Here is a 14,175-nt window from a genome sequence, read left to right as displayed (position 1 = left end):
CGTTGAGTGTGCATCCGATTACGGAGGCAGTGGCAGTCCGGACACCGTACGCAGGAGGGCGTAGGAAGAATTGCGCCCTTACCGGATCGCGCGCCCCCAAAACCCCCACGTGCACGTGCATCTGCCCTTGCATCCACCATCCGCATTGGGAACCATGGGGAACGCACACGTGCATGTCACGTCCACGATTGCCAGGAGTGCCTCAGATGGGTACCGAAGGATCGACTGTGCTCTCCCCCCTGTGGCGAGGGCTGCCACCGATCGCCCCATCGGCCGTCTCCAGCTCCGCTTCCTGTGCGCTGCCGCCCCGGTTCGAGGCGGTCAGGACGGCGCGGCGGTTCACGAGGACCACGCTCCAGCAATGGGATCTGCCCGGCCTCTTCGACGATGTGGCGCTCGTCGTCTCGGAGTTGGTGACCAACTCCATGCGCTACGCCCTTCCGGCCGAGCTCGTCGGCACGGAGTACGAGCCGCCCGTACGGCTGCACCTGATGCGATGGACGTCGCGTCTGGTGTGTGCGGTGCGGGACCCCAGCGAGGAGAGCCCCGTCGCGGGCGAGGCAGACGCGTCCGCCGAGTGCGGGCGCGGGCTCCTCCTGGTGGACTCCTTCAGCGACACCTGGGGCTGGCATCCGCTGGCCGGGGCGCTGAGGGGGAAAGTGGTCTGGGCTCTGTTCAGACTGCCGCGGGATCGCGACTGAGCGCTGTCACGGGGGGCGCTCAGTCTGCGATCAAATAGTCGAATTCGCCGTCCTTGACGCCCAGCAGCATGGCCTCGATCTCCGCCGTCGTGTAGATGAGCGCCGGGCCGTCCGGATGGCGGGAATTACGCATCGCGATCTCACCGCCCGGCAGCTTCGCGAACTCCACGCACGATCCCTGCGAGTTGGAGTGCCGGCTCTTGCGCCAGACGACGCCGTCGAGATCCGTGGCAGCCATGCCGTTGTAAGCGTGAGGCACAGGTCTCTCCCGGAGTATTCGCAGGGGGCACCCCGGCACGAATGGTGGGGATGACAACTACTCCGGATCATAGCTCCGTTCATGTGCCTATGCATGGGCGGATGCACGTGCACTTACGGTACGGACACCACTACTTCCCGGTGCCGGAATACGGGAGCAGCCCCATCTCCCGGGCGTTTTTGATCGCCCGTGAGAGTTGTCGCTGCTGCTGGGCGGTGACCCGGGTCACGCGCCTGCTGCGGATCTTCCCGCGGTCCGAAATGAACTTCCGCAGCAGATCGGTGTCTTTGTAGTCGATGTATGTGATGCCCGCTGTTTCCAGGGGATTGGGACGGGGTTTGAGGTTCTTGCGGTGATCGGGGCGACGGGGCATGGACATTGCCTTTTCTGGTGGTCGCCCGGCCGCCGGAGGCGGTGGCCGGGCGGTGATCAGGAAACGGGATCGAGGAGTTCGTCGAATGCGGCGGACAGACAGCGCCAGGTGTCCGGGCCCGCCGCGAATTCGGCGTCGGTCAGCAGGCACGACTCCAGCAGCGAGGACAGCGCCTCCGCGTCGAGGCCGGGCGAGGTGAAGGTGAGGTACTGCGCGCGGTCGCCGTGCTCGGGGTGCCAGTCCAGGGCGGCGGCCACGCGGCGGGTCGCGGGCACCAACTCCCAGGCGGCGTCCGGCAGCGAGGCCAGCCACGGCCCGGCGTTCTCCACGCACAGGGCGCCGCCGGCCGCGTCCCAGGACAGCAGCGTGTCCGGCCGGTCCGCGAGCCAGAACCGCCCCCGGCTGCGCGCCGCGGCGCACGACAGGTCCTCCAGCGCGTCGTACAGCCGCCCGGGGTGGAACGGCCGGTGCCGGTGCCATACGAGCGTGCTGACGCCGTCCGCGTCGGCGGCCTGCGGCAGCAGCGCACAGGCGGGGTGCTGCCGGGCGGCCGCGGCCTCCACGTCGAACCCCTCGACCGCGGCGGCCGCCAGCTCCTCCGATTCGACCGGAACGCGGCGGGCGGTGGGGACGAGCTGGTCGAGCAGCGCGAAGTCGGCGGCGTCCGCGGGGGGCGTGGCGTCCGGCCCCCCGCTCCCCTCCACCACCGCCAGCACCGGCGCGTATTCCAGCTGCCGCGCGAAGGTGTCCGCGACGGTCCGCTGGTCCGACGCGGCGGCCGCGAGCCCCGCCTCGGCGAGGTCGTCGCCGCAGCCGAGAGCGGGCAGCAGCAGGGCGGGGTCGATCGCCGTGATCACGCCGGTGAGCCGGAAGTTCTCCTCGCCGTGGGCGGCGACCACCTCGGCCATCGCCTTCGGCTCGACGGAGTCCCACAGCTCCACGACGGCGAGCCGGCAGAGGCCGCCGGCGGCGAGGCGTTCGAGCTCGGGCACCAGATCCTCGCGCAGCGCGCAGCAGGCGCAGTCGTTGACGAGCGGAGCGTCGCCCTCGTCGAGGACGCCCGAGCCGTCCCGTACGGTCCGGCGCACCGTTCCCGTGACGGCCGTCGCGAGGTCGTGATGGAGCGCGACACTGCCCGGCACGGTGCTCAACAGCCTTTCGACGACGGCTACGCGCGCGTCGGAGTGCAGACCTCCGACGAGCACGACGGGCAGCGGCAGCGGACCGGTCACCGGCCGGCCTCCCGCTTGCCGTAGCGGCGCTCGAAGCGCTCGACCCTCCCGGCCGTGTCCAGGACGCGGGCGGTGCCGGTGTAGAAGGGGTGGCTCGCCGAGGAGATCTCGACGTCGATGACGGGATAGGTGTTGCCGTCCTCCCATTCGACGGTCTTGTCGCTGGTGGCGGTCGACCGGGTGAGGAAGGCGTAGTCCGCGGCGCGGTCGCGGAAGACGACGGGGCCGTAGGGCGGGTGGATTCCGGGCTGCATCGGGGTCAGCGCTCCTCTCGGAAGGTGACGTGGCGACCGACGACGGGGTCGTACTTCCGCAGTTCCATGCGGTCGGGGTCGTTACGGCGGTTCTTGCGGGTCACGTAGGTGTGGCCGGTCCCAGCCGTGGACCGGAGCTTGATCACGGGGCGTAGCTCGTTGCGGGCCATGGGGGCTACTATACAGAAATGGTTTCCATTTTCATTAGGCCCTTCGCGGCCGCCCGAGGACCGGAGGTCTGACCTTGTCCGCCCACTGCCAGCTCACCGGCCGCAAGCCCGGCTTCGGCAACTCCATCTCCCACTCCCACCGGCGCACCGCCCGCCGCTTCGACCCCAACATCCAGAGCAAGCGCTACTGGCTCCCCAGCGAGGGCCGCCATGTGCGGCTGCGCCTGAGCGCGAAGGGCATCCGGACGGTCGACAGCATCGGCATCGAGGCCGCGGTGGCCCGCATCCGCGCCCGGGGAGTGCGCGTCTGATGGCGAAGAAGAGCAAGATCGCGAAGAACGAACAGCGCCGCCTGACGGTGGCCCGCTACGCGGCCCGCCGGGCCGTCCTGAAGGCGATCATCCGCGACCCGCGCTCCCCGGAGGCGGAACGCGCCGCGGCCAACCGCGAGTTGCGCCGCCAGCCGCGCGACGCGAGCGCGACGCGCGTACGCAACCGCGACTCGGTGGACGGCCGCCCGCGGGGTTACGTCGGGGCGTTCGGGCTGTCCCGGGTGAACGTACGCGCGCAGGCGCACGCGGGATTCCTGCCGGGGGTCAGGAAGTCGAGCTGGTAGCGGGGGCATTGGGCGCCGGGTGGGTCCGTGAGGGCCTGCCCGGCGGGGCCCGTCAGAGGACCGCCGGTTACCGCCGGGGGTGGACCCCCGGACCTAGTCTTTTTGCGACGGCTTCGCCGCGACGAACGAACCCATGCCGTGGGTCGTGATGATCAGGCCCTCTTCGCGCAGCGCGGCAGTAACCTTGCGCACGGTCACCCGAGCAACACCGAATTCCTGCTCGAGGCGCATCTCGGAAATCAGGTGGTTCACCGGGTACTCGCCACTGGCGATGCGCTCGCGGATCACGGCGGCGATCTGCGTCCACTTGGGCTGCGTCGGGTCGAACTCCATCACGCGCGCAACTGTATGTATGAGCGGCTACTCGAACATAGCAGCTAGCGTCAGCAGACACCTATAGACATGTGCATCCGAGGCGCCCTATGGTTGCGCTCAGCACAAGACCCCCGCGACCGCTCGAACGGTCCGGGGGCGTGGCCACCAGCCGAAAGCCAAGGAGCTGATGACGTGAAGGACTTTATCGCTCGCTTCCTTCGATGGGCGAGGGCTCCGTTCAAGCCCCGCTCCCTCAACACCCCCCCAGGCGGCCGCCACTCCGCCCACTCCCCCGGCCCCCACCTCCGAAACGCCGGACACCTGCGGCGTCTACACATGGGCCATCGCACGCGGGATCGACATCAAGCCCAGTTCACCCCTCGCCTCCTGCCCCTGCACGGAGCACGCTCCCGCATCCGTCCCCCACGTCGGCTCGTTCGTCTTCGACCTTCGCCTCGGCCGCGTCGGGCAGGTCATGGGTGACGAGGGCCTTCGCCTTCAGCTTCGGCCGCCTCACGGTGGGCGGGAGTGGGACGCCGAGGTCGGGGACACCCGGCCCGCCACCGGCGCCGAGCTGCTCAGCGCGAAGGTCAAGGCGGCCAACTCCGGCGGTGCCTGGGGAAGGTGAGCGCGGGCGCGGTGCGCCCCGCGCGCCCCCCGTGCGCCGGTTGTGCGCGCCAAGCCCCCCTTCACGGAGCGCGACCGTCAGATACTCTGAGTGACGACAGCGGTTTCGGGAGGGGACGCGAAATGACTGATCTCAAGGAGCCCGTGGAGGTCTATGAGCCTCCGGCGCTCGTCGAAGTAGGCGCCTTCGGTGACCTCACGCTCGGCTGGACCGAGGGGAGCGCGCTGGAGGAAGGCGGCGAAGGCCAGCTCTGGTATTGGCGGTAGCGGGCCATGCCTGGTGAGGAGTGGTTCGCCGTCCTGCCGGACGGCCCGTCGGCGCAGGCCGCGGTGTGCGCGCTGCGGCCACGCGCCGAGCGGATCGTCGCCCACGCTTCGGGGAGGCCGTGGCTGCTGGGCCGGTGGGCGGACGACCAGGTGACGATCGCCCGTACGTACAGGGCCCGGGTCGCGGTGATCGGGCGCTGCGCGGTCACGGCGCCCGAGCTCACCGCCCTGATCGCCCGGGTGGACGACGTCGCACAGGTGGAGCGGGCAGCCGGGCCGCTGGCGGGCAGCTTCCATCTGATCGCGTCGGTGGGCGGCCAGGTGCGGGTGCGGGGCAGCGCCTCGGGGGTCCGGCGGGTCTTCCACGCCCTGCTGGGCGGGGCGACGGTCGCCTCCGGCCGCAGTGACGTGCTGGCCGCCGCGATCGACGCGCCGGTGGACGAAGAGGTGCTGGTGACACGGCTGTTGGCCGCCGGGTCGGTGCACCCGGTGGAGGAGCGGAGCCCATGGCGCGGCGTCACAGCGGTGGCGCCCGACCACTGCCTGGTCGTCGAGTCCGACGGCCGGTCCGCCCCGCGCCGCTGGTGGACCGCGCCGGAGCCGGCGCTGCCCCTGACCGAAGGGGCCCAGGCACTGCGTCAGGCGCTCTCGGCAGCGGTGGATTCCTGCACGGCGGGCGGCGGCACGGTCAGCGCGGATCTCTCCGGCGGCCTCGACTCCACCAGCCTCTGCTTCCTCGCGGCGCACGGCCCGGCCCGGCTGGTGACCACCTACCGACAGGGTGCCGACCCGGTCAACGGCGATACGGAATGGGCGGAGCGAGCCCGGGCGGCCCTGCCCGAAGCGGAGCACCGGTCGGTGGGGCAGGACGAGGCCCCGTTGTGGTTCGCCGGGGCGCGCGGCCCGCACCCGGCACTGGAGGAGCCGGGCGCCTGGGTGCGGGACACCGCCCGGCTCGCCGACCTCGCCCGGCGGATGCGCGAAGCGGGCTCCCGGCTGCACCTGGCCGGGCACGGCGGCGACGAACTGTTCTCCGTCACCCCCCGCTATCTCCACGACCTGGTCCGCGACCACCCGGCGAGGGCCCCCGCCCACATCCGCCGCCACTGCCTGCGCTTCCGGCAGCCGCTCTGGCCACTGCTGCGCACCCTGGCCGAGCGGACCACGTACGCGGACTGGCTGCACCAGGCCGTCGAGGAGATGGACGCGCTGCCAGCCACCCCCACCGCGCCGTCCATGTCCTGGGGGCCACCACTGCGCATGCCGCCCTGGGCCACGCTGGAGGCAGTCCGCGGCGCCCGGATCCTGCTCCACGAGGCCGCCGCCGCGGAACCCGAACCGCTGGCACCGCACCGCGCCCAGCACACCGCCGTGCAGTACGCGCGGACCGCCGGGGCGGCCGTCCGCCGCATCGACCAGGCCACCACCCGCTCCGGGCTGCCCCAGGCGGCACCCTGCCTGGACGACCCGGTGATGAACGCGGCCCTGTCCGTACGCCTGCCCGACCGCGCCGGGCGCAGCGCGTACAAACCGCTGCTCACCGCCGCGATGCACGACGTCGTCCCGGCACCGCTGCTGGCCCGCACCACGAAGGGCGACTACAGCGCCGATTTCTACATAGCCCTCGCTCGGCACCGCGCCGAGCTGCTGGAGCTGTTCGACGGCTCGCTGCTGGCGGACATCGGGCTCATCGACATATCCGTGCTGCGCGCCGCGCTGCTCGTCCCGCACCCCACACCGCACATCGTCACGCACCTGTCCCAGACGCTCGCCTGTGAGACCTGGCTGCGCTCCCTGCCCCGCCCCCACCACCGGCCCACTTCCACCCCGACCGGGAGAGCACGATGACCGTCAGCCTGCGCGACACCATCAGCACCGCACCCGTCGACGACGGCATGATCCTGCTCGACGAACGCACCGGCCGCTACTGGCAGCTCAACGCCACCGGCACGCTCGTACTGAACGCGCTCCTCCAGGGCGCCACCACCGCCGAGGCCGCCCGTGATCTGAGAGAGCATCACCCGAGCCTGCCGGCCGGACAGGCGGAGGAGGACGTATCGGCCCTGGTCACCTCGCTGCGCACGGCGCGCCTGGTGACGTCATGAGCAGCCCCGCCGTCACACGGCGGCCGGAGCGGCGCGCGGCCGTACGGGCGGCCGTCGCAGGGGCGCGGGTGCTCGCCACCATGCCGCCGGAGCGCATCCGCCGGATGCTGGGCCGCTTCGGGTCCGGATCCGTCCCCGCCACGGTCGAGCAGGTGCTGGCGGCGCGGGAGGCGGTGGTCGGGGCCAGCGCGCGGTGTGCGGTGGAGGCGGGTTGTCTGCAGCGGTCGCTGGCCGTCGTACTGCTCTGCCGAATGAGTGGCCTGGGGGTGGTGTGGCGTACGGGAGTCCGAAGCCGGCCGTTCCGGGCGCACGCGTGGGTGGAGGCCGATGGGTCGCCCGTGGGTGAGCCGTATCCGACGGGGTACTTCACGCCGATCGTGACGGTGCGGGTGGGAGCGGCGGATCCGCTCCTGTCGCCCCGCCTCCGGCAGCCGGAAACGCGGCTCTAGCGCGGCCGACGCGTCTAACGCGGCACCAGCAGCAGCTGATCCGCATAGCACCAGGCCCAGTCCTCGCCCGGCTCGAAGGAGCGGGCGAGGTCGTGGCCGGACTCACTGTGCGCGTGGGCGCTCGCGTGCCGGTTCGGGGAGCTGTCGCAGCAGCCGATGTGACCGCAGACCAGGCACTCACGCAGGTGCAGCCAGGTGCTGCCGATGCGCAGGCAGTCCTCGCAGCCGTCCGTCGTGCTGGGGGTTACTTCCTGGATCTCGGCCAGGTGGGCACATGCTCTTTGGGTGGGGCGGCCTTCTACGTCTGCGGCGACGTGCCAGGTGGGTGGGGTCATGTTGTCCACGGTAGGGGTGGGCGGGGGTGGGTGCGAGCTTGTTCTTCGGGCCGGTGGGTGCGGGCTGCCTGCGGCGCGTTGCCTCAACCCCGCCCCTTCCCGACCGGAGCACGTGCGCGACGGCTTGGCGCCTGCGGCGGGCTTGTTCCCCTACCCCGCCCCTTCCCGGCTGCATCTCCTTTGCGGCTCCGCCGCGTGGGGGGCGCTGCCCCAGACCCCGAGCTGCGGGTCCGTTGCCGCCTTCGGCGGGAGCGGCCTGCGGCCGCGTCCTCAAACGCCGGACGGGCTGAGTGCGTACCCCCGAAGCCCGCGCTTGCCCTCCGGCGGGAGGGGGTGGGGTCGGAGGGTGGGGTTCTGGAACGCGGTGCGACTTCACGGCACTCAATGCGTCTCACGGTGCCCGCACCGCGTTCCAGGTCCTCAGCCCGGAGGCCCCACCCCCGGCACCCACCACAACCCAAGCCCGGCCGGCGCTTGAGGCCACGCCCGAAGGGCGTCCCGCCGCAGGCGCAACGGACCCGCACCCCTACGCCACAAGAGTGGCCCACCCTGACCCCCCGTCAACCATGCGGCCCAATCCAGAGCGCCGCACCCCAAGACGCACCCCACGATGGACCGTGGGCCCCCGGGTCCGTCGCCGTCTTCGGGAAGGATCCGCCTTGACCCCTCACAGCCTTGAGCAGCTGCGCCGTTGCACCGTGGCCGTCGACCTCGGGGCCGCCCGTACCCGGCTCTACGTCCGGGACACCGGGCTGATCGTGGACGAGCCGAGCATCGCGGCGGTGAACACCCGCACGGGTTCCCTGATCGCGGTGGGCGCCCTGGCGGAAGGCATGGCGGGGCGCACGCCGCACCACATCCGGGTCGTACGGCCCATCTCCGGCGGCACGGTCGTGGACATCGACATGGCGCAGCGCATGCTCCGCTTCCTCGTCAGCGACAAGATCCGCCGGGCCTGGCGGCGCAAGCCGCTGCTGCGCGCGGCGGTCTGCCTGCCGCACGACGCGGAGCCGCTCGCGCAGCGGGCCGCGACCGAGACGCTGACGGGCCTGGGCGCGCGCCGGGTCGAGCTGGTGGACACGCTCATCGCGGCGGCCGTCGGGTGCGGGCTGCCGGTCGAGCAGCCCGAGGCGACGATGATCGTGGTCTGCGGGGCGGCGTCCACGCAGGTGGCCGTCCTCTCGCTGGGCGCGATCGTGGCGGCGGAGAAGGTGCTGGTGGGCGGCGACGCCATCGATTACGCCGTGGTCCAGCACCTGCGCAGCAGGCACGAGCTGATGCTGCCCACGCAGGGGCTGGCGCCGTTGCAGCGCGCGCTGTGCGCGGACCCGATGGAGGAGGGCGCGGAGGTACGCGGCCGCGACGTGGCCACGGGCCTGTCCCGCACGGTCATGGTGAGCACCGAGCACGTCCGCGAGGCGATCCACACCCCGCTGACCGGCGTGCTGGACGCCATCGGGCGCGTGCTGCGCGACTGCCCACCGGATCTCGTCGCCGACCTCGCCGATCGCGGCGTGATGCTCGCCGGCGGCAGCGCGGTCCTGCCGGGCCTGGACCGGATGATCGCGGACGCCACGGGGATGACGGTGCGGATCGCCGAACACCCCGACACCTGCGCGGTGATGGGGCTCGGCGCGATGCTGGAGGGCCGGGTCCGGCCGCTGCACCTCGACCCGATGGCCACCTGACCCGGGCCCGAGACCTCCCCTCGTCCCCGGCCCCCACCCGCCCCCTTGGGAACTTCTTTACCTTTGGGTCCGTTCCGTCTGTGCACCCCTGATTTTCACGAGGAGAGACACAGATGGCGCTCTGGGACCGGCTCAAGGACTCCGCCGCAACGATGCAGGGTCAGCTGGTGGCGAAGAAGAACGACCTCAAGAGCGGGGCGTTCCGCGACGCGAGCATGGCGATGTGCGCGCTGGTGGCCGCGGCCGACGGCTCGATCGACGCCTCCGAGCGGCAGCGCGTCGCCTCGCTGATCGCCACCAACGACGTCCTCCAGAACTTCCCGGCGGACGACCTCCAGGCCCGCTTCAACGACTACTGCCAGAAGTTGACGGCCGACTTCGACTTCGGCAAGGTCAGCATCCTGCAGACGATCGGGAAGGTCCAGAAGAAGCCGACGGAGGCGCGGGCGGTCATCCAGATCGGCATCGTCATCGGCGGCGCCGACGGCGACTTCGACAAGGACGAGCAGGCCGTCGTCCGCGAGGCGTGCTTCGCGGTGGGCATCAACCCGGCCGAGTTCGACCTGTAGTCCACGCTGTAGTTCACACCCACTGGCGCACCCACCGGGCGCCGCCGCACCGTGGAGACACACCGTGCGGCGGCGCCGCGCCGCACCGCACCGCACGTCGCAGGCGCCAGTGCGCCACTCGCCCGTCACTCCCCCGTCACTCCCCCGCGCGGACGTCCGCCGCGAGCGCGAAGAAACCCTTGACACTCCGCCGCGCCCCTGTTGAGCATGTGCGCATGACGGGGGAGTCAAAGAGGAGTTGTGAGCCGCGTCCTGCGCGCGCTCGCATCAGACCGAGTTCTGGTCGCCGTACCGGTTCCGCCGCTGCCTTCGACGCTCCGTCACCGCACCGGCAGGGCCGCCCCCCACGCCACTATCCGGCTCTGCTGTGTGCCGACAGCCCCATTCGCCAGGCTCCACCTGCTGCCGAACCCGGCCAGCGGGACATTCCCCGTGCGTTCCGGTGGGCAGGCCGAAGGATCTCGGACGCCCGCACCGGACGTGCCGGCCTCTTCCGAATGGCACACAGTGGCAGAGATATTGCACGTGATGAACCCGGGGCAGATGGGACGTCTCCTGGGTGACTGGCGTTCGCGCGGTCCCGCGTACGACGCGCTGGCGCAGCGCGTACGGATCCTCATCCGTGAGGGGCAGCTGTCCCCGGACACCCGGGTGCCCCCCGAACGGGCCCTCGCCGAGCAGCTCGGCATCAGCCGCACCACCGTCACCAAGGCGTACGACATGCTGCGCGCCGAGGGGCGGCTGCGCAGCGCCCGCGGTTCCGGCACCGTGATCGCGCTGCCCGAGCCGGCGGCGGACGGCCCCGAGACGGCCTCGCCCGGGCCCGCCGCGCAGTGGTGCCGGCCCGCCACCGACTGGGCGGCCGACTTCGCCTCCGACCTCCTGCCCGTACCCCAGGAACGCCTCGGCCAGGCGCTCGACGCCATCGCCCCGGACGTGGCCAGGGCGTTCACCGAGCGGAGCCACGAGCCGTACGGGCTGCCGGGTTTACGGCAGGCAGTGGCGGACCACTACACCGCGCGCGGACTGCCCACGTCACCCGCGCAGATCCTGATCACCCAAGGGGCCGGGCACGGCTGGCAGCTGCTGCTGCGGCTCCGGGTCCGGCCGGCGCAGCGCGTCCTCATCGAATCCCCCGCCGCGCCGCACGTCATGGACGCGATCTGGCTGCACGGTGCCCGCCCGTGGCCCGTGGGCCTGGGGGCGAACGGCTGGCACATCGAGCTCTTCAGCGCCGCACTGCACCAGGCCAGGCCCCAACTGGCGCTGCTGACCCCCGATTTCCAGCAGCCGACCGGGCATGTGATGCAGGCCGAGGAGCGCCGCCTCCTGGTGCGGACCGCGCTGCGCACCGGCACGCTCCTGGTCGCCGACGAGAGCGCGGCCGGACTGTGGCTGGACGACGGCGCGATGCCCGAGTCGCTCGCCGCGCACGCCCCCGAGGGCACGGTGGCACTGATCGACTCCGCGCGGGCGGTGACCGGGGACGGCGTACGGGTCGGATGGATCCGCGCGGCGGCGTCGACGGTCCACCGGCTCGCGGTGATCAACAGCGGCCTGGGGACGACGTGTTCGGTTCCTGACCAGGTGCTCGCCGCCCGGCTGCTGGCCTCGGCGGACGGGCTGCTGGCCGAGCGGAGGGCGGCACTCCGGGCGGGACGCGCGACCCTGACATCGGCTCTCGACCGGCACCTGCCCAGCTGGCGGTATACGACCCCGGGCGGCGGGACCACCTTGTGGGTCGACCTGGGCGCGCCCGTGAGCAGCGCGCTGGCAACCGCCGCCGAACGGCACCGCGTTCATCTGCTGAGCGGCCCGAGGTTCGGCACCGGCGGCACCTTCGACCGCAGGCTGCGGCTGCCGTTCACGCTCGACGAGCACGCGCTGCGGGACGGGGTCCGGCGGCTGACCCGCGCCTTCGACGAGGTCGTGGAGACCACGGGGACCGGTGCCGCCGAGCGCACGGAGAACCGGAGCCCGGCCTTCGTCTAAGGCAGGCCAAGCCTTGCCAATTGGCTATTTGAAGCGCACCACCCGTGTTTCATACTGGTAAAAGAAATTCTGCACGGCCCTTTCCCTCTTCCAGCGATGACCCTGGGCCCGGCTTTTCCTGCCGCCCGGTGGAATCACCCTCGAAAGGCTGTAAAGAAGCATGCCGAAACTCGATCGTGACCGCCTTGAATCCCTTGCCGCGGAGCTGCTGGAGAAGCAGTTCAAGCGCGTCCCGAAGATGCGTGAGCTGCACCGCGGCGAGTGGATCGACCGGGACTACTACATCCGCCACATCACCGAGACGGTGCTGCGGATCCGCCTCAACAACGAGGTGGACAGCTACGCCCTCTACAAGGTCGGTTCCCAGGACGACCAGCTGGCCGCGAAGCTGGCCCGCTATCTGGCCGAGGAATTCGGGCACGAGAACATGTTCACCCGCGACCTCCAGAAGTTCGGTCTGACCATCGAGCAGCTGGACGCCACCCCGGTGCTCACCTCGACCGCCAAGCTGATGGGCTACCTGCGGCTGGAGGCCGACCACGCGGGTCCGGCGCCCACCACCATCTGGGACTGGTTCGTCGAGTGGTACTCCGACCGCTACAACCCGGTCATCACCGACAAGGCCGCCGAGGAATTCGGCAAGGAATACGTGCACGGCACACAGGCGCACATCGCCTTCGACGAGCAGCACGACCACGACGAGCTGATGTTCCGTACCGTGTCCCGCGCGGTGGAGAACTTCAGCACGCCGGAAAAGGCGGAGGTCTACCTCACCACCTTCATCGACCTCATCGGGGATTACTTCGCCGAGCTCTACGAGGTCACCGTGGGCGCCCGTGAGGCCGTTTCCGCCTGATCGCGGCCCACACACCGGCACCGCTGCTCCGACCAGTGAACGCACAGCGGCGGCCCGTCCCGTTGCGGGCCGCCGCCACCGATGTCCCGGAGAGCCACTGCAATGACCGAACCGCTGCCCCGAACCCGTAACCGCATTCTGGTCGTCGAGCCCATGTCGTCCGGAAATCAACTGCTCGTGGAGGCCCGCGCGCTCGGCTTCGAGCTCGTCGTCGCCTCCTACGACCGCGACGACCGGCGCATTCCCGACCCGTTGCGCGAGCACATCGACGAACTCGTCGTGGTGGACACCAACGACGAGCCGGCGCTCTACGACAGGGTGGCGGAGCTGCATCGCGAGCGGCCGTTCGCGGGCATCGTGCCCGGCTTCGAGTTCTACGTCGGCACGGCCGCACGGCTCGCCGGCCGGCTGGGGCTGCGCGGCCTGCCCGTGGCCGACGTGGAGGCGCTCCGGGACAAGGCGGTCATGCGCGACCGGGCGCGGGCCGCCGGGCTGCGGGTGCCGCGCTACGCCGAGGCGTCCGACGCCGCCGGCCTGGACGCGGCCGCCGCCCACGTCGGCTTCCCCGCCGTCCTCAAACCGACCCGCTCGGCCGGCAGCGTGCACGTCACCCGCGTGGAGAACGCGCGTGAGCTGCACCGGGCGTACGACTGGATACGCACCGACCCGCGCACCGACCTGGGCCGCGGCCTCGACGGGCCCGTGCTCCTGGAGGAGTACGTCGCCGGGCCGGAGGTCAGCGTGGAGGGGTATGTGCTCGACGGCCAGGTCGTCATCGTCTCCGTCACCTCCAAACTCCTCGGCGCCGAGCCGTACTTCGTGGAACTCGGCATGATCGTCCAGCATGAGCTGGAGCCGCCCGTGCGGGCCGCCGTCGAGGCGTACGTCACCGACGTCTGCCGGGCGCTGGGCGTCACGCTGGGCCCCTTCCACTGCGAACTCCGCCTGCCCGAGGGCGATCCCGTACTGATCGAGACAGGCGCCCGCCTCGCCGGACATTCCATTCCCCAGCTCGTGGAGCTCGTCACGGGCGTCTCCCTGGCCCGCGTCATGCTCGCCTCGTACGCCGGGCTCGACCCGGCCGAACTGGGCGTCTTCTCGGCGCCGCGGGCGAAGTGCGCGGCAGTGCGGTGCTTTGTGGCGGAGGAGGGGGTGCGGGCCTTCAACGGGCTGGTGGGGCTGGAGGAGTTGTCCGCTTCGGATGATGTCCTGGACGTCTCGCTCTATTACGAGCACGGGGCGGAGGTTCCGCCTGCGGAGGACTTCCGGTCCTTGCTGGGACATGTCATCTTCCAAGCGGAGTCGTACAGCGAGGCGCTGGCGCGTTGGGAGGCGATCGGGGATCTGGTGCGGCTCGCTTGACCGGG

At 71.4% G+C, this 14,175-nt stretch carries 19 protein-coding genes; 12 read left to right on the top strand and 7 right to left on the bottom strand.

From position 1 onward, the window contains the following. Nucleotides 1-206 precede the first annotated feature (206 nt). Nucleotides 207-701, top strand: coding sequence for an ATP-binding protein (locus ACFY1P_RS25835; RefSeq protein WP_361528871.1), 495 nt, complete (start codon nucleotides 207-209; stop codon nucleotides 699-701). Nucleotides 702-720: 19 nt separating this feature from the next. Here the strand turns inward: ACFY1P_RS25835 and ACFY1P_RS25830 are convergent, their stop codons facing one another. From ACFY1P_RS25830 to rpmG, 5 genes are all read right to left on the bottom strand, one after another. Next, complete coding sequence (locus ACFY1P_RS25830) at nucleotides 721-960, bottom strand: DUF397 domain-containing protein (protein WP_361528869.1); 240 nt, start codon at nucleotides 958-960, stop codon at nucleotides 721-723. A 130-nt stretch (nucleotides 961-1,090) separates the two neighbouring features. Then, a complete protein-coding gene (gene rpsR / locus ACFY1P_RS25825; protein WP_361528867.1) occupies nucleotides 1,091-1,333 on the bottom strand; it encodes a 30S ribosomal protein S18 in 243 nt (80 codons plus the stop codon). Nucleotides 1,334-1,389: 56 nt separating this feature from the next. Next, nucleotides 1,390-2,565, bottom strand: coding sequence for a GTP-binding protein (locus tag ACFY1P_RS25820; RefSeq protein WP_390751996.1), 1,176 nt, complete (start codon nucleotides 2,563-2,565; stop codon nucleotides 1,390-1,392). Next, entirely contained in the window at nucleotides 2,562-2,819 is a 258-nt protein-coding gene (locus ACFY1P_RS25815; RefSeq protein WP_361528863.1) for a type B 50S ribosomal protein L31, read from the bottom strand. Before ACFY1P_RS25815 ends, ACFY1P_RS25820 begins: the two co-directional genes overlap by 4 nt. Nucleotides 2,820-2,824: 5 nt before the next feature. Next, the gene (gene rpmG / locus ACFY1P_RS25810; RefSeq protein ID WP_361528861.1) at nucleotides 2,825-2,989 is read right to left on the bottom strand and encodes a 50S ribosomal protein L33; all 165 of its coding nucleotides are present in this window, start codon (nucleotides 2,987-2,989) and stop codon (nucleotides 2,825-2,827) included. A 74-nt stretch (nucleotides 2,990-3,063) separates the two neighbouring features. Here rpmG and rpmB point away from each other — a divergent pair, with 74 nt between their 5' ends. Continuing rightward, nucleotides 3,064-3,300, top strand: coding sequence for a 50S ribosomal protein L28 (rpmB, locus tag ACFY1P_RS25805; RefSeq protein WP_361528859.1), 237 nt, complete (start codon nucleotides 3,064-3,066; stop codon nucleotides 3,298-3,300). Next, nucleotides 3,300-3,605, top strand: a complete 306-nt coding sequence (gene rpsN, locus ACFY1P_RS25800; protein ID WP_390751995.1) for a 30S ribosomal protein S14 — start codon at nucleotides 3,300-3,302, stop codon at nucleotides 3,603-3,605. Before rpmB ends, rpsN begins: the two co-directional genes overlap by 1 nt. A gap of 93 nt (nucleotides 3,606-3,698) precedes the next feature. On the opposite strand, the gene ACFY1P_RS25795 is transcribed toward rpsN, so the two are convergent. Further along, entirely contained in the window at nucleotides 3,699-3,938 is a 240-nt protein-coding gene (locus ACFY1P_RS25795) for a GntR family transcriptional regulator (protein WP_390752018.1), read from the bottom strand. A gap of 732 nt (nucleotides 3,939-4,670) precedes the next feature. Here ACFY1P_RS25795 and ACFY1P_RS25790 point away from each other — a divergent pair. From ACFY1P_RS25790 to ACFY1P_RS25775, 4 genes are read left to right on the top strand one after another with little or no spacing between them, the layout of a single operon-like run. Beyond that, a complete protein-coding gene (locus ACFY1P_RS25790; RefSeq protein WP_361528851.1) occupies nucleotides 4,671-4,814 on the top strand; it encodes a lasso RiPP family leader peptide-containing protein in 144 nt (47 codons plus the stop codon). A 6-nt stretch (nucleotides 4,815-4,820) separates the two neighbouring features. Next, on the top strand, nucleotides 4,821-6,662 hold the full coding sequence (locus ACFY1P_RS25785) for an asparagine synthase-related protein (protein WP_390751994.1): 1,842 nt from the start codon (nucleotides 4,821-4,823) through the stop codon (nucleotides 6,660-6,662). Continuing rightward, the gene (locus ACFY1P_RS25780) at nucleotides 6,659-6,919 is read left to right on the top strand and encodes a lasso peptide biosynthesis PqqD family chaperone (protein WP_361528847.1); all 261 of its coding nucleotides are present in this window, start codon (nucleotides 6,659-6,661) and stop codon (nucleotides 6,917-6,919) included. Before ACFY1P_RS25785 ends, ACFY1P_RS25780 begins: the two co-directional genes overlap by 4 nt. Further along, nucleotides 6,916-7,368 carry a lasso peptide biosynthesis B2 protein gene (locus ACFY1P_RS25775; RefSeq protein WP_361528845.1) on the top strand — a complete coding sequence of 151 codons (453 nt, stop codon included), beginning with the start codon at nucleotides 6,916-6,918 and terminating at the stop codon, nucleotides 7,366-7,368. The genes ACFY1P_RS25780 and ACFY1P_RS25775 overlap by 4 nt, the downstream gene beginning before the upstream one ends. 14 nt (nucleotides 7,369-7,382) lie before the next feature. On the opposite strand, the gene ACFY1P_RS25770 is transcribed toward ACFY1P_RS25775, so the two are convergent. Then, nucleotides 7,383-7,703 carry a UBP-type zinc finger domain-containing protein gene (locus ACFY1P_RS25770; protein WP_361528843.1) on the bottom strand — a complete coding sequence of 107 codons (321 nt, stop codon included), beginning with the start codon at nucleotides 7,701-7,703 and terminating at the stop codon, nucleotides 7,383-7,385. 659 nt (nucleotides 7,704-8,362) lie between these two features. Here ACFY1P_RS25770 and ACFY1P_RS25765 point away from each other — a divergent pair. The 5 genes from ACFY1P_RS25765 (at nucleotide 8,363) to ACFY1P_RS25745 (ending at nucleotide 14,170) form a co-directional block, all read left to right on the top strand. Next, on the top strand, nucleotides 8,363-9,391 hold the full coding sequence (locus tag ACFY1P_RS25765) for a rod shape-determining protein (protein WP_390751993.1): 1,029 nt from the start codon (nucleotides 8,363-8,365) through the stop codon (nucleotides 9,389-9,391). A gap of 113 nt (nucleotides 9,392-9,504) precedes the next feature. Continuing rightward, nucleotides 9,505-9,960, top strand: coding sequence for a TerB family tellurite resistance protein (locus ACFY1P_RS25760; RefSeq protein WP_361528839.1), 456 nt, complete (start codon nucleotides 9,505-9,507; stop codon nucleotides 9,958-9,960). A gap of 543 nt (nucleotides 9,961-10,503) precedes the next feature. Then, nucleotides 10,504-11,952 carry a PLP-dependent aminotransferase family protein gene (locus ACFY1P_RS25755; protein ID WP_390751992.1) on the top strand — a complete coding sequence of 483 codons (1,449 nt, stop codon included), beginning with the start codon at nucleotides 10,504-10,506 and terminating at the stop codon, nucleotides 11,950-11,952. A 160-nt stretch (nucleotides 11,953-12,112) separates the two neighbouring features. Further along, entirely contained in the window at nucleotides 12,113-12,808 is a 696-nt protein-coding gene (locus tag ACFY1P_RS25750) for a hypothetical protein (protein ID WP_361528835.1), read from the top strand. A gap of 102 nt (nucleotides 12,809-12,910) precedes the next feature. Continuing rightward, the gene (locus ACFY1P_RS25745; protein WP_390751991.1) at nucleotides 12,911-14,170 is read left to right on the top strand and encodes an ATP-grasp domain-containing protein; all 1,260 of its coding nucleotides are present in this window, start codon (nucleotides 12,911-12,913) and stop codon (nucleotides 14,168-14,170) included. The last annotated feature ends 5 nt before the right edge of the window (nucleotides 14,171-14,175 follow it).

Origin of the sequence: Streptomyces sp. NPDC001407 (assembly GCF_042895325.1) — a bacterium.
Classification (GTDB): domain Bacteria; phylum Actinomycetota; class Actinomycetes; order Streptomycetales; family Streptomycetaceae; genus Streptomyces.
The sequence above is the reverse complement of the archived record's forward strand: the minus strand, read 5'-3'. Positions and strand labels throughout refer to the sequence as shown.

Coding starts and splice junctions, on each gene's coding strand:
- ACFY1P_RS25835 (WP_361528871.1), top strand. CDS start 207: ATGGGTACCGAAGGATCGACTGTGCTCTCCCCCCTGTGGCGAGGGCTG.
- rpsR (WP_361528867.1), bottom strand. CDS start 1,333: ATGCCCCGTCGCCCCGATCACCGCAAGAACCTCAAACCCCGTCCCAAT.
- ACFY1P_RS25815 (WP_361528863.1), bottom strand. CDS start 2,819: ATGCAGCCCGGAATCCACCCGCCCTACGGCCCCGTCGTCTTCCGCGAC.
- rpmG (WP_361528861.1), bottom strand. CDS start 2,989: ATGGCCCGCAACGAGCTACGCCCCGTGATCAAGCTCCGGTCCACGGCT.
- rpsN (WP_390751995.1), top strand. CDS start 3,300: ATGGCGAAGAAGAGCAAGATCGCGAAGAACGAACAGCGCCGCCTGACG.
- ACFY1P_RS25795 (WP_390752018.1), bottom strand. CDS start 3,938: ATGGAGTTCGACCCGACGCAGCCCAAGTGGACGCAGATCGCCGCCGTG.
- ACFY1P_RS25790 (WP_361528851.1), top strand. CDS start 4,671: ATGACTGATCTCAAGGAGCCCGTGGAGGTCTATGAGCCTCCGGCGCTC.
- ACFY1P_RS25785 (WP_390751994.1), top strand. CDS start 4,821: ATGCCTGGTGAGGAGTGGTTCGCCGTCCTGCCGGACGGCCCGTCGGCG.
- ACFY1P_RS25780 (WP_361528847.1), top strand. CDS start 6,659: ATGACCGTCAGCCTGCGCGACACCATCAGCACCGCACCCGTCGACGAC.
- ACFY1P_RS25775 (WP_361528845.1), top strand. CDS start 6,916: ATGAGCAGCCCCGCCGTCACACGGCGGCCGGAGCGGCGCGCGGCCGTA.
- ACFY1P_RS25770 (WP_361528843.1), bottom strand. CDS start 7,703: ATGACCCCACCCACCTGGCACGTCGCCGCAGACGTAGAAGGCCGCCCC.
- ACFY1P_RS25760 (WP_361528839.1), top strand. CDS start 9,505: ATGGCGCTCTGGGACCGGCTCAAGGACTCCGCCGCAACGATGCAGGGT.
- ACFY1P_RS25755 (WP_390751992.1), top strand. CDS start 10,504: ATGGGACGTCTCCTGGGTGACTGGCGTTCGCGCGGTCCCGCGTACGAC.
- ACFY1P_RS25750 (WP_361528835.1), top strand. CDS start 12,113: ATGCCGAAACTCGATCGTGACCGCCTTGAATCCCTTGCCGCGGAGCTG.
- ACFY1P_RS25745 (WP_390751991.1), top strand. CDS start 12,911: ATGACCGAACCGCTGCCCCGAACCCGTAACCGCATTCTGGTCGTCGAG.